This window comes from Marinobacter sp. SBS5 (genome assembly GCF_048285575.1).
Classification (GTDB): Bacteria; Pseudomonadota; Gammaproteobacteria; order Pseudomonadales; family Oleiphilaceae; genus Marinobacter.
The window spans coordinates 692,227-705,334 of record NZ_JBLWAZ010000003.1; the positions used below are offsets into that span (position 1 = coordinate 692,227).

General features: G+C 51.8%; 10 protein-coding genes. 2 read left to right on the forward strand and 8 right to left on the reverse strand.

What is annotated here, in order from left to right:
* Positions 1-10 precede the first annotated feature (10 nt).
* The 5 genes from ACNQ6O_RS10230 to ACNQ6O_RS10250 form a co-directional block, all read right to left on the reverse strand.
* A complete protein-coding gene (locus tag ACNQ6O_RS10230; protein WP_418053112.1) occupies positions 11-1,195 on the reverse strand; it encodes a type II and III secretion system protein family protein in 1,185 nt (394 codons plus the stop codon).
* Positions 1,185-2,132 carry a Flp pilus assembly protein CpaB gene (gene cpaB, locus ACNQ6O_RS10235; RefSeq protein ID WP_418053113.1) on the reverse strand — a complete coding sequence of 316 codons (948 nt, stop codon included), beginning with the start codon at positions 2,130-2,132 and terminating at the stop codon, positions 1,185-1,187. Before cpaB ends, ACNQ6O_RS10230 begins: the two co-directional genes overlap by 11 nt.
* A gap of 55 nt (positions 2,133-2,187) precedes the next feature.
* A complete protein-coding gene (locus ACNQ6O_RS10240) occupies positions 2,188-2,652 on the reverse strand; it encodes a TadE/TadG family type IV pilus assembly protein (protein WP_418053114.1) in 465 nt (154 codons plus the stop codon).
* Between the two features lie 47 nt (positions 2,653-2,699).
* Entirely contained in the window at positions 2,700-2,912 is a 213-nt protein-coding gene (locus ACNQ6O_RS10245; protein WP_418053115.1) for a Flp family type IVb pilin, read from the reverse strand.
* A 362-nt stretch (positions 2,913-3,274) separates the two neighbouring features.
* Positions 3,275-3,820: a hypothetical protein gene (locus ACNQ6O_RS10250; protein ID WP_418053116.1), complete on the reverse strand. Its 546-nt coding sequence runs from the start codon at positions 3,818-3,820 to the stop codon at positions 3,275-3,277.
* Between the two features lie 113 nt (positions 3,821-3,933).
* Between ACNQ6O_RS10250 and ACNQ6O_RS10255 the strand changes: the two genes are divergently transcribed.
* Positions 3,934-4,557 (forward strand): hypothetical protein, encoded by a 624-nt coding sequence (locus ACNQ6O_RS10255; protein WP_418053117.1) that lies wholly within the window; start codon positions 3,934-3,936, stop codon positions 4,555-4,557.
* A 124-nt stretch (positions 4,558-4,681) separates the two neighbouring features.
* Positions 4,682-5,776 (forward strand): OmpA family protein, encoded by a 1,095-nt coding sequence (locus ACNQ6O_RS10260; protein WP_418053118.1) that lies wholly within the window; start codon positions 4,682-4,684, stop codon positions 5,774-5,776.
* 104 nt (positions 5,777-5,880) lie between these two features.
* On the opposite strand, the gene ACNQ6O_RS10265 is transcribed toward ACNQ6O_RS10260, so the two are convergent.
* From ACNQ6O_RS10265 to ACNQ6O_RS10275, 3 genes are all read right to left on the reverse strand, one after another.
* Complete coding sequence (locus tag ACNQ6O_RS10265) at positions 5,881-8,826, reverse strand: parallel beta-helix domain-containing protein (protein WP_418053119.1); 2,946 nt, start codon at positions 8,824-8,826, stop codon at positions 5,881-5,883.
* 102 nt (positions 8,827-8,928) lie between these two features.
* On the reverse strand, positions 8,929-11,418 hold the full coding sequence (locus ACNQ6O_RS10270) for a hypothetical protein (protein WP_418053120.1): 2,490 nt from the start codon (positions 11,416-11,418) through the stop codon (positions 8,929-8,931).
* 322 nt (positions 11,419-11,740) lie between these two features.
* The gene (locus tag ACNQ6O_RS10275; RefSeq protein WP_418053121.1) at positions 11,741-12,844 is read right to left on the reverse strand and encodes an AI-2E family transporter; all 1,104 of its coding nucleotides are present in this window, start codon (positions 12,842-12,844) and stop codon (positions 11,741-11,743) included.
* Positions 12,845-13,108 lie beyond the last annotated feature (264 nt).

Here is a 13,108-nt window from a genome sequence, read left to right on the forward strand (position 1 = left end):
ACCCAGCTCCTTACCAGCTCAAGCCACTTTCGAGAGGCTCGGTACCGTCCCGTGAGTTAATGAACATATCGCCCCACTCGGTACTGCTGTACTCGTATTTTTTCCCGAAGCTCTTTATGTCTTCAGACAGTTCCTTCTTGGCACTCACAAACCGTGGCGTAACCACCATGATGAGTTCGCGATCTTCGCTGGAAATACGGTCAGACCGGAATAGCGCGCCCAGAATCGGGATGCTTCCTAATCCGGGCAGCTTATCGCTGTTATTGAACGTAGAGCGGCTCACCAAGCCACTGATCACAAAACTTTCGCCCGGAGCCATAGAGACCATGGTTTCCGTTCTACGCACTCGCAACCCTGGAACAGACACCCCGCCACTAGACACCCCCGAGGTAAAATCCAGGTCACTCACTTCCGGCGCAACCTTGAGTATGATCTGGTTCTCGTCAACGACGGTTGGTGTTAATGACAGGCTGACACCAAATTCTTTGTACTCAATTTCGACCTCACCATTGCTCCCGGAAATCGGCACCGGAAACTCCCCGCCCGATAAAAAGGTCGCATTTTGACCACTTAAGCTCACCAAAGACGGCTCAGCCAAGGTGTAAGCAAATCCGCCAGATTCCAACGCATTGATGATACTCAAATGATTTGACCCAAAACTGAACAGATTAAAGCCATCGGTTCCAATGCCCGCCGCACTTCCTGGAACGCCTCTAGGACTCGTAAAACTGCCGCCATTAGGTGAGATTCCGAATGCATTATCACCACCGTTAAATAGCTTGGCATAATGGAAACCCAAGGTATTTAGCTGCTGTCGGCTCACCTCAACCACCCGGATATCGGTTTGGACCTGCATAGGCACCGGATGCCGCTCGCCAGCGGTGGAACTCACCAAATAGTCTGTTGTGCTCGGAGATGACTTGCCTTTAAGCCAGACCCTGACAGTTACAGCGCCTGAGGCTTTAGCCGTAACAAGAACTTCTTTTTCACCGCTGGCCTGGACAGAAGCAACTTCCGGATTCGATACCGCAACCTTTTCGAGTTTCTGGGCGAACGCAATAATGTGCTGCTGCCCGGGCGCTAAGGCTACGACTCCAGAATCACTAGCAAAGGCGACCTGAAAGCCAGCCAATCCAATCAACATCGCACAAACAGCAATCACCGAGCGCTGCGCAATTTTCATGTTAGCGAACATACACTGTCCTTGTTTCTGAACCTTCAAATACCTGCACCTTCAATCCAGGCTGCTCTTCTTCTTGTGCCTGTTTTTGGCGTGCTTTTTTCTCTTCTTCCTTTCTGGCCTGGGCTTCGGGGGACAGTGGCCGGATATCAGCAAGGAACACAACCTCTTCCCGCGCCCCACTCGACTCAGCGGGCGCTTCAGTATCGCCATCGGCATTCGTTTCGCCGTCAGCACCCAAAGCCAGGACACTCCCTCCATGACTCGTCGCCACAAATTTCAAACTGGCTTCGGAAGCTGCCAGTGCCAAGCGCCCGACTTGCTTATCTGGAACCGCCAAAACCATGGTGGCATTCCTGCGACGCTCATCTTCTGAAGTTAATTGAGCTGGATCTGTCACGCCCTTTACGGCTAACACTTCGATTTCGCGAAGTATGATTGATGAGGAAGGGCCGTCTTGGGAATCCCCTCGGAAGGTGGCGACCACATCAACCACATCTCCGGGCTGTAGCAAACCACCAATACTCGAAATAGGATTAAAATCGAAAGCTACGGCTCGCATGCCTTCTTCAAGGATGGTTTGCAGTGTACTGGCACTTTCTAAAACGGACTGACCTAGAGGGTTACCTGCACGAAGAGGTGTTGTGGTCGTTTCACCAAATGGCGCGTCATCAACGGTTAGCATACCCGGCAATTGAACGGTGGTTTCAACCTCAGCGAACAATTCAGGGGCCAACTCCGTACCGGCATCAACATCTTTAAGGGCAAACAGATATCGGAAGGTGGGAAGCGACGGTTCATCACTTACACGGGACAACGCTGGCAAGGATTCAACATCTGCCGCAACAGAGGATTTCTCTTGGTTATATCTAACCAGACCGACGATCGCCAGGACTACAGCAGCCAACGCAAGTAAGAGCGCCGGCAAGGCCGAGACAAATTTCGCCCTCATTATTTGTTCCTATCCTTGTATGCTTATTGTAAGTCTTTTTACGGCCACGAAGCCTTTAGAACGCTACCGCAGCGGTCACGGACAGCTTGCTAGGCTGCGGTGGGAAACTACCCAGAAAGCCTAACTTGAGCTGCGGCAAAAATGGATTGGTGCCGTCAGCACTGAGCCTGCACTCCAGCAGCCCCACACCGTCTTCAATCACGTTTTCACAAACCTTATCAGAATCGGATATGCGTTCCTGAAGTCGTGCTGGCAGCCTTTCGACTAATTTATCAAGCCGCGCATTGCTATGGGCCACCACGGTTGCTCCGAAACCCTCGACCTCTCCTTCTTTATAACTTGGATAATCTCGGCGATCCAGATTAAAAACCGACGCAGCAGCCTGACTTACGACATTCTGCATTTCCTGTTTATGGAAAAACAGCAAGCCGTACACCAAGCCGCCGTATAGGAGAGCAATCAGTAGAGGGAGGATAAAGATGAACTCCAAGGCCACAACCCCGGAGCTTTTCTTCGACATAGGGCTACTCAAAAACAAACCCGAAGAGCAAAAGGTTTACCGACATTTTACTCTGAGCCACCACCAGACGCATCTGTCGCAGTGCTAAAGATGTCATTAAAAAACCCGGTGACTTTATCACCCAGACCAGAATTGGATAAAAGCACAAGAATCCCGACCAGCACTGCCGCCAACATGATGTACTCGAGCGATGAAGCACCCTTCTGTTTCTTAGGGGCTGCATTTTTAATCCGGGCTACTACTGTTTTATCAAGTTTCATTTAAATTACCTCTAACTGCGGGACTGTTATTGTTAACTCAGACACTCAAGGCATTTCCTGTAAACTTATTTCTTTCCCGCACTTTCCATTGCGACTAGCCACGGCCTTCAATAAGTTCACACTAACACCGTTTTACATTGCGATCTGTTGTTTTCTATGGACGAAACGTAAACAATTGCAAGAGATACCTTCTTTCTACAATTATATGCGAACCCCGTCACATAACGATACCCATTCGGGCCTAACCGCCCCAACGCCCATCTCTCCAAAACAGCTCGGAACACAACCCTCTGGCTTTTAACTCATCTTCAACGCACCCTCGCAACTCATCCTGAATCGCGCGCCCACGCCGAAGTTGCTCGTTAAAAACCGCCGCTAACCTGCGTGCGAAGAACGGGCAACTTTGCTGATCGGCCGCAAAATCGTAGCTCGTTACTCGCGATGCGTCGAATAAAGGGCCAAGAGGGGGAAACACTGGAACGACCAAATAATGGGGCAAACCCCTGCTTGCTCGCCACCGCCCCTCCTTCTTTAGCTTCGGGCAACAACGGCGCCAGCAACTCATAGAGAGCAGCATTACCGGGTCTACGAGGCAGCGGAGCATACTCAGGGTGTTTTAACAACAACCGCACGAGAATCGCATGGTTGGGACGAATCGTTCCCACACTATCCTGCTCATCTTCAGAACCCAGCGTTTGCAGTGCCTCTGCAGGTGTTTTCGCTTTCTTCAATTTCCCTAAGCGGTTAATCGGCACGTTGAGCAGCATGGCTAAGTCGAGGTCTCGAACTTCCCCTTGACCAACCACGCTCTCCAGCACCAACTTCAAGTTCGTCAGCGTACGACCACTCACCGGCACGGCCGGGTGAGTGAGTTCGTTACGGGGTTCGCAATAAGGAGAATCAAGCACTAACCATACCTATACAGCCAAGAATTCGGTGCTAACATAACCTACAACTGAATTAAGCCATACCCTCCCACGACACCGCTCAGTTAATCGATCGGCCATAAGGATTCATGTACGTGTCTGTTATCGGAGCCAAAACATTCTTTTTCTATGAAGGCGACTCCCTCCCGGCTGATTACACACTCTGTCGCCCGGACTATTTTCAGCATGTGGATTTTCAGTTGCCCAGCAAAGGCGTCACTTTATTATATGGCCACAAAGGCCCGGGAAGCCTTATCGGTGCAGCCGTGCGCCAAAGCGCTAATTCTGGATTAGGCGTCTGTTTTGCGGATATTAAAATAGACATCGGCACATGGGATGCGAACAAACAAAAGTTCGAAAATTTCAACCACTGCCGCTTCTTGAATCTACCCCGAAGAACCAACCGGGAAGTGCTCGACGACATCAACATCCACTGGAACCATTGGCTAAACGAAGAAGGAGCCCCTGCCGAAGATTTTCCGCGCAAACCCTCGAACCGGATGGACCTGCTAGATCGACTGATTGAGCTAGCCCCATATAACGAGCTAAATGCAATTGCCTACGATGCGCCCACACGCTTTGGCATCTCCAAGTTCCTGACCGTTTTCAACATGGATGCCATTCGGCAAGACGAAACAATCCTGATTCCTCCGGGGCCGCGACTGCGCTTTCAAACACCTGCCGACTACTCTTCCCCCGCCTCTGACTACCGAACGTAGCCATACCTAACGAGGCCGACTTCGTTTAAGTTCAGGCTGAACCTTTGTGATGCCGGTGAGATGGTTATAAGATCCCCTATCTTATCCTTCCCATTTACAAACAAAGCTCCAAGGGGCCATCGCTATGTCCACCCTCAGAAACACGGCTCTGATTGCCGCGTTAGCCATTCCCGCTGCTACAGCAACCGCTCAGGATTTTCCGTCGCGCTACAGCAGCCTTGGCATCGAAGCCAGCTTCGTCGATTCGGGCAACTCTGATGTCACATCTCGGGCAGGCGATGACATCACCAACTACTGGGAATTCGGCCTCAACTTCACCCATCAGTTCAATCCTAATATCAGTATGCTGCTACAAGGCAGCTATGCCGAATCCGAAACCAAAAAACTTGATGAAGATCTAGACATTTTGCGCGGTTCAATTGGCGCACGGTTTCACCCAAGCCGCTACCGGTTGGCCGGTTGGCGCCCATTTGCAGGTGGCGGATACAGCTACGCCGATATCGACGTTGATAACTTGGGCTCTCAAGGCGAAGACCTGATCTTTGCTGAAGCCGGCCTGCAAAAAATGATTGCCCCGAGATTTATTGCTGAGGCGGGCGTTCGTGGCCGGGTAGAAATTGAAGACGAGTACTTTGACGCCCAGGTTTTCGCAGGCGTGCACTATGTGTTCGGCCGAACGTTTGCATCTGCGCCGACTGGCCGCCAGCCCCTGGATTTTTCCAAGCTGTCTGCGCCACCTGCAGACTCCGATGGTGATGGCGTACCCGACAACCGGGACAACTGCCCCAATACGCCCCAAGGCGCCCTGGTGGATGACGATGGTTGCGCGAAAGAGCTGACTCGCGAAATCAAAGAAACCCTGTACGTGGAATTCGCTCACGATAAAACGGAGGTTCAACAAGCCTTTTATCCGGACCTCAAAAATCTTGCCAAGGTTCTAACGCAGTACCCAACATCACGGATTCTATTGGAAGGTCACACCGACAGCACTGGCCCCTCTTCTTACAACCAAAAATTGTCTAAGAGCCGTGCCGATGCGGTCATGAAAGTACTCATCGATCACTTCGGAATCAATGCGGACCGGATTCGCACCACGGGCATGGGTGAATCTCAGCCTATTGCCACGAACGATACCGACGAAGGCCGTGCTAAGAACCGTCGGGTGGAAGCCATTGTTTCAGGCCAGTACACGGAGATCATGAAAAAATCCGGCCAATGAGGCCGGTTCAGCCGATCTACCGGACAGGCCCTAAAATTCTTCCATAAAAAAAGCCACTCCACCGATAATCGCTCATCGGCGGAGTGGCTCAGACATCATTTCGTTTAGTTTACAGATTTAATAATTCCGATACCTCCGCCACAGGCATCTGAATTATCGTAGGTGTCGTCAACCACATTGGCGATCCAGCTGTTGAGTAGTTCTACGCCTTCTTCATGCACAACACTCTTGGCAATGGGTGGCATGTTTCTCTGCGGATCATCAGCGCTTGCGACTCGGCAGGATACAATCGAATTCTCAGGCTCCCCGGGCACGACAACATGCTGCTTGCCACAGGAGCCGCCACCGGTTGCCGTTGGCTTCTTACAGATGCCGTAGCCTGCGTCGATTTTCCGGTAATGATCCAAGTAATAACCCGTGTTTGAAGCCGCGCCTTTGTCGTTATGACAGTGCTGACAGTTCACTTCCAGATAGGCACGTAGTCGATCTTCGATGTCAGCATCGGAACCTGCCACTTCCCCACTGTCACCCGGCACACTCCACCGAGGAAGACGCTCAAGGTTGGTCGCCACGCCATTCACAATACGCCCGTAATCAGGAACATTGGTCAGCAAACCACGATCTACCCAATCCTTAAGCTGGTTCTCCGGATTAGGCACGCCCTGTCCTCGGTTGCCCATGAAACTGGACTCCGGCTTGTAGTCCCGGTTCATGTTTCTCGGCTTTGGCCCGATAGGCGCGGCGCCCGCTTCCAGGTCATCGTTGGAATGACAGGTGATGCACTGGTTCTGGTTGGGGATAGCGTAGCTATCGGATGAACCTGACAACACTTTACCCGTATGTTGATCCTGATAGTGCCAACTTACGCTGCGAGTCTCCCCTCCCGGGACGAGAGTAGCCACTTTTTTGCCACTGGCATCAGTGCTCCAACTGTAGGCCGGACCACTCCAGACCGCCTTTCCACTTTGCGAGATACGCTTGATCAATAGGCGCGTTTCGATCAGTTCTTCGGTGCCTTTGCTTTCATCGGTAAATGCAAAGGTTTTGGCGAGAACCGTGCCATTCGGGAAATGGATAGAACCATTAAGGTTACCGCCACCCTGGCCGTCTTTATACACCGCCTTGGTTCCCGGCGGAATAAACGCAACCCGGTATTTGGTGGCATAGTCAGAGAACAACTTGGAGTTCAGCACATAAGGAACACCTCCCTCATTGGGTGTGCTACGCGGATCCTGATCGTCAGCAAACAAGTTGTACTGGTCTAGACGTGGGCAATCTACGGCCAATGCCTTCCGGTTAATCTCACCTGGCCTAACCGGTGCCTCGCACAATTGATTGATATACTCTTGACTCGGAGCCGGATCAATGCCACCACTGCGCTCAAACGGTGGAATCGTCACTCTGGGCAAGCTTGGAAGAGTGCAATTGTGATCTTCCAAAGAGGTTTCGTTAAGGGTCTCTATAGAACCTGTCACGGTTTGCTCAAGGATATCCTGCAACCCGCCATCGAGCAGCTCCCCCCAACCATCCAAGGTTGTTAAATCGTAATCCGGAAGAGTCAAAAGCCCTGCCAACGGTTTTAGGCCATGGAAATTCATATAAGCCTGACTGTCTGAATCCATCTCATTATTAACAAAGCATGAGCCCCATTCAGGTAATTTTCGCTCACCCTCATCATCAAACTTGTAAGCGTTGTAATGGCACTGTGGATTCGGATGCTGGTTTGTATGAATCGGCTTGCCGTTTTCATCTTGAGGTACCGGCTGCCCGTTAGCATCTTTCGGGTACTCGCACTCGCTGTCGTAGTCATCCAACAAGCCATCCCATACGATATGGGCTCCCTTACCCGGGTTTTTATAGTTTTTTAGGCCGATCAATGTCGGAAGAAGCGTTTCGACTTCACCTTCGGCAACCTTTTCCCAATTTGGCTGCGGCAAGTCATAACCAGAATTCTTCATTACGTTGTTATGGATATGCAGCCCTTCGGTATAGGGGTCCAACTTTTTGTCTGTTGTCTTCCCTTTACCGTCCAGCAGCTCATAACTGGTGTAGATAATCGCCGCGGTGCTGTTGTCCTCGAAGACGTTGTCGTAAATCTCGATGTTGTCGTAACCGAGAGTAATAAATCCAGTACCTCGGGGCACCGCAGACACGATCCCGCTGTGGGCAAAGTTGTAGGTGTTGTTGTTACGGGAAATATTATTCAGCATCACCGAGGTGTCACCGTATTGGGTAATGTTTTCCAGATCGTAGATCAGGAAACCACCGGTATTACACTCGGCAACGTTCGTGTCGTACTCACCACCTTGAACGTTTTCAATCTCGAAGCCCATAACGTTATAGGCCGCACGACTGTTCTTGATGATGGCGTTATTGGTCTGCCCCACATAAATACCGGCATCGGATGCCCCGATGGATTCGGAGTTATCCACCAGGATGTTCTCGGACTCCACCGGGTAGATGCCATAACGGCCGGCGGAAGAGCTCGGAATGTAGTCTGGCGTTGGATCGTCTTTATTATATGGCGGGTTGGTACATGCAACATGCAAGCGTGAAGCGTAGTTTTCTTCAGTAATGGGCTCACCGCCGCCAGACCAAAGCGCCCTAACGTTCAGCAAGGTGCCCCACTTCACACCTTTCAATTTGAAGGCGTCACCCGGGGAATCGAGGATGGTCAGATCTTTAACGGTAATGCCACGAACGTTCAGCGCTTCAAGGCCCGTCACGTTGTCGCTTTCACGGAAGTTCAAAACGGTTTCATCTTTACCGCAACCGCGTATTTCTACATCTTCTGTGGCCTGGATAAGCAGGCCGTGATACAGCTCGAAATAGCCGCAGCCAAATTCCAGCGTATCGCCAGGACGCAGCTGGATCATCGCCGTAACCATTTCATCCGTAGCAAACTCGCCCGGGTTGACCTTAAAGGTACGCCCATCACTGAATCGGTCTACCAACTCCTGATCGCCCTTAGGGCTTTCCGCTTTGGCTGTAGATTTATCAGACCCACCTGAGCCGCCAAAACACCCCGCCATCGAAAGCATGGCCGTCATGCCGAGCACCATCACCCCCCCCCTCCAGGGGGTGGGCATTGTTTTTATATTTTTCATTACAGCTACTTCCCTTCTTTTGCTAGTTATCAGGTTCGCTAAAGGTTACAAAGGCGCGTTCTCTATGCGCTCCCACATTCGGAGATAGGCTTCCGCGGAGGTGAATAGTTGGTTCACAGCTTCGTCCACAATTTCTTTGGGGCGGTCTGCATTCAGGATCATGTCGGCAATCTGGTCAGGGTAGAGACCGTAATGCGCGATACCGCGACCATCGTAAAGACCAAACTCACGGTCGCCGGTTTTTTGCTTGCTCAAGATCACACGACCGTCCACCGATTCGAACGGGTATAGGCGAGCATCGTCGTCAGGAGAGCCCGGGTTGCCAGGCAGTGCTGCGATGCCGTTAACATCGGTGGCAAAGCCGGCACCACCAAAGGGTCCAACCTTGAAGCGGTCAGCTCGCGGGCGATTTCCGTTCGCTACCAGCGAATCCACCCAGCCTTCACGGGTGCCGCCGAAGGATGCGGCAATGCCACCCTGCTCAGCGATGCGATCACGAAGGGCTTCGGTACCACCCCAGCCGCCATGACTATTGATCACGGGGTAGTCCAGTCGGCCAGTGATATCGAGAATACGAGCGGCCGCTTTACGACTGATGTGATCGGTCTCAATCATCATCTTGCGACGAACCAGTTCTTGAATCAGGAAGTCGCCCAGATCAGTCAGGCCGCGGCGATTACAAAGATGCCCCGTGCCTCTGCGAGGGTCCATTTCCTTCAATTCTTCTGGTGTCTCAGGGAAACGGTCACCAAAATAGTCCATCTGGAACAACAGCTGATCGATAATTCCGAATGGCTGCATGGCCGCGTTCTGGTCCGGTTCATCACCAACAAACTCCGTGCCTTCCGGGCACTCTTCGTATTCAACAAGGTGGCCAGTTTCCCCCAAATTACCAACAGCCAAGATCGGCCCAATGCCTATCCCAGAGCTCAGGTCAGGAAGGTGCCCACCGAATGCGTTATCAAATTTATGGACTGGAAAAATATTACGAACGCCTAGTTGATAGAGCTGATCCAAGCCTTCAACGACATCTTGACGCGTGCATTCAGCAACATCTAGGAACTCCCCGCAGTTAAGCACTTTGGACATTTCGACCCCAAGCACCACGGCCAGCTTGCCATCGGCAATCACGCTACGCGCTTGACCTGGACTGGTCACGATCTGGAACCAGCCTTCACCCGGGCCACCGTGCTGGGCGTCGATGTAATCCTGCATCTCATACATGCGCTGGATCTGAAGGAGTATTGCTTCCATCGGATCGCAGTCGTTTTGCTTCTGCGGGTTTATGCCGCACAGAATTTCGTTGTGTACGAGATGGTTAACCAGAATTTTCATACCGGATAGGTGAGCTCGCTCCATCCACCGGTAGTAACTCTGGTGATGCTGCAATGAATTGTGACGAGGCCAGTCATTAAAGCTCGGCCAGCCTTGAGTATCGTGCGGGCCGGAACCGCTGGTCACCGTTTCCACCAACCCCGTAGTGCCGCCGGGGCCATGTGCTATGGCACAGTCTTCCAGCGCGTGAGTCACGCCAAACTTGTGGAACGGATCACCGTAGTTAACACGCCCACCTATAAATTCGTACGCAGAAATATGGGAGTGGGTATCGACATAGCCGTAGATATCGTCTTTATCGAGCCCCTTAACATTTTTGAAGCGGTCCACCTCTTTAAGATAGATCGCCGGGCCACGCTCATCGACGACTTCCAAGCTCAAGTCCGCTTCCGGATAAGCCACGCATCCTTGTGCCTCCTGCAGCGTGAACGTGTTCGTCTCATCCCGTAGTGATGGCGAAGCAAGCGTTAAACCTTCCTCCGTCGCGGTCAGGAGCAACCCGGTAACATCCGAGGCCAGGGTGTATGTATCGGTGCCTTCATGTTTATTAAGGTTCCAAACGGCAAGCTCGTTCGGACTGTTCACCGCCGCTAGCTTGGGCTGCACGTCCGTATTCGCTAGCTGGCCGCCGGTGAAATCCAAGCTCTCGCCCAAATCACGGAGAATGCCGCCGAGAGGCGCGACCGGATCTAGGACCAGATTAAGCGTGTCTCCGAGCCCCGACACCAAGTAGCTGAGTTCACCAATAAACTGCCCGCTCGCATCGAGGAACTCACCCCCGGGGTCGCTGATGCCCAGAAGTTCAAACTGCCCAACTTGGGTTTCTTCGCGAGTGAAATCAGACATCAAAAGATAGGAGCCCAGCCTAGTGGGCCGCATGGTGAAGCTTGCCGCTTCGGCAGGATTTGTGGTGACACCGTATTCGCCGCCATCCACTTTCGAGATGTACACTCCGTCAGACCCTAGGCTGTAACAACCATTGGCGAACTGATAGCGAGTGTTTTGCCATTGATAGACCGTTTTACGAGCCCCCCCCGCTTGAGGCTCGACAACCTCAGGAGTCACTTTCTCGTCCACTCTGTTGCCGCTTAACTCACCCGCTCCCGTGCCGCTTTCTTCACCACCACACCCGGATAGAGCCAAGGCCATACCTGTAAACGCAAGACATGCCAACCTACGCTGGCGAGAGTTCTCAGCCACTGCATACTCCTTCTGGGGGTATCCCCTTATTGTTTTATTCAACGCTATGACCTGTCAGCTTTCCGCGCAGTATAATCGTACTGACGCATGCATGCTTACTCTTTATCGGTCATTTATTGGTCATATGAGGCCTTTCTGACGAGAAAGATCGACATATTGATAACCACTCGGCAGAAAAACTGGAGAAAACAAGAATTAAAAAAGGGCAGGAAAAGGAAAAAGGCGTTAAGTTTCGAGTGGCCGCAGCTTCACAACCGTTTCGGTTGAGTTCTACTGCAGGGATTGCGCGCTCAGACCGGCGCCCCGGCCTGAGCGCGCCCTATCATCGCGCAATAACTTTGTAGACAGGTCGAAGTCTAGGAATCTGTTTAAGCACTACCTGAATGACCGTCATCAGCGGAACGGCCAGAAGGACCCCAACCGGCCCCCACAGCCAACCCCAGAAGAAAATGGAGATAAAAATAATGACCGGATTAATCGCCATACGGAAGCCATGGATCCACGGCTCCAGAAAAAATCCGACAATGGTTGTGAGCAGGATGAAACTCAAAGGCGCTAACGCCATCATCCACAGCGTATCGAGCGTAACCGCTGAAACCAGAGTTAATAACGCGATAGTCAACATATTACCCAAGTAAGGAATAAATCTAGCCAGACCAGCCACCAGCCCCCACATTGCTGGATCTGGCAAACCGATAGTCCAACAAATGAGCGCCGTAAGCACACCAACGGACGTATTGCTCACACCCAAAACCGCGAGGTATTGCGCGATCTCGCGTTGGGAGTAATGAGTAATGCGAAGAACTGTTCGACGCTGCGGATTTGGTAACTGCTTGGCGAAATTCCGAATTAACCGATCGCCGCTGACGAGCAGAAAATAGGTCAAAGCCAAGGCCAATGCCAAACCGGCCACCCCGTCCCGAACCTTAGAGACCATCTGACTACGCCAAGAGTCGGTCGCTAACACCACGGTTTTAGGCTTTTCCTCACCACTATCAGATAAACCTTCCACAGACTTTTCAACTTGTTCGGCCGAACGGTTAACTTTGTCGATCTGGCGCTTGATTTGGCTATCGCCCACTAACAAGCGCGATATACCCTGCGGGGCTTTCTGCGCCCACTCTATGGCCGGCGTTGCTACCGCAGCACCAACACCAACAATGCCCGCCAAAACGAGTAATACGAGAAACAAAGAACTGACGGCTTTCGGTATTCGGAATTTCAGGTAAGCCCGCTGAACCAAAGGAGACAAAAACAAACTGGCAAGTACAGCCAACACGATCGGCAATATAATTTGGTGCGCGACGTACAACGTGTAAAGAATGCCCAATGCGAACAGACCATAAATCGGCGTAGATAACCCAACCACAGCGGTGCTCTTCTGCTGAGGCTCAGGGGCATTATCCGTATGTGGCGACTCCTCCATGGAACGCAGTCTCCTGTAGTGAATTCCGGATGAAAAGCACAGTCTAACGCCCCCAAGCACTTAGCGCATTGTTGATTTTTCTAGCCAGCCAACTTTGGCAAGAATGACGTATCTACCCAATACTTTTTGAAATTCCCTTCATCAACCAACACCGGCACAATGTCCGGATTGATGCCATCCCTGGAATCAAAAGCGCGATTATCACTGCGAACAATGTCGAATCCCTATGTGCAAGCGTATTGCAGATGGTCCAGGTGCAGGGTC

Coding starts and splice junctions, on each gene's coding strand:
- ACNQ6O_RS10230 (WP_418053112.1), bottom strand. CDS start 1,195: ATGTTCGCTAACATGAAAATTGCGCAGCGCTCGGTGATTGCTGTTTGT.
- cpaB (WP_418053113.1), bottom strand. CDS start 2,132: ATGAGGGCGAAATTTGTCTCGGCCTTGCCGGCGCTCTTACTTGCGTTG.
- ACNQ6O_RS10240 (WP_418053114.1), bottom strand. CDS start 2,652: ATGTCGAAGAAAAGCTCCGGGGTTGTGGCCTTGGAGTTCATCTTTATC.
- ACNQ6O_RS10245 (WP_418053115.1), bottom strand. CDS start 2,912: ATGAAACTTGATAAAACAGTAGTAGCCCGGATTAAAAATGCAGCCCCT.
- ACNQ6O_RS10260 (WP_418053118.1), top strand. CDS start 4,682: ATGTCCACCCTCAGAAACACGGCTCTGATTGCCGCGTTAGCCATTCCC.
- ACNQ6O_RS10265 (WP_418053119.1), bottom strand. CDS start 8,826: ATGACGGCCATGCTTTCGATGGCGGGGTGTTTTGGCGGCTCAGGTGGG.
- ACNQ6O_RS10275 (WP_418053121.1), bottom strand. CDS start 12,844: ATGGAGGAGTCGCCACATACGGATAATGCCCCTGAGCCTCAGCAGAAG.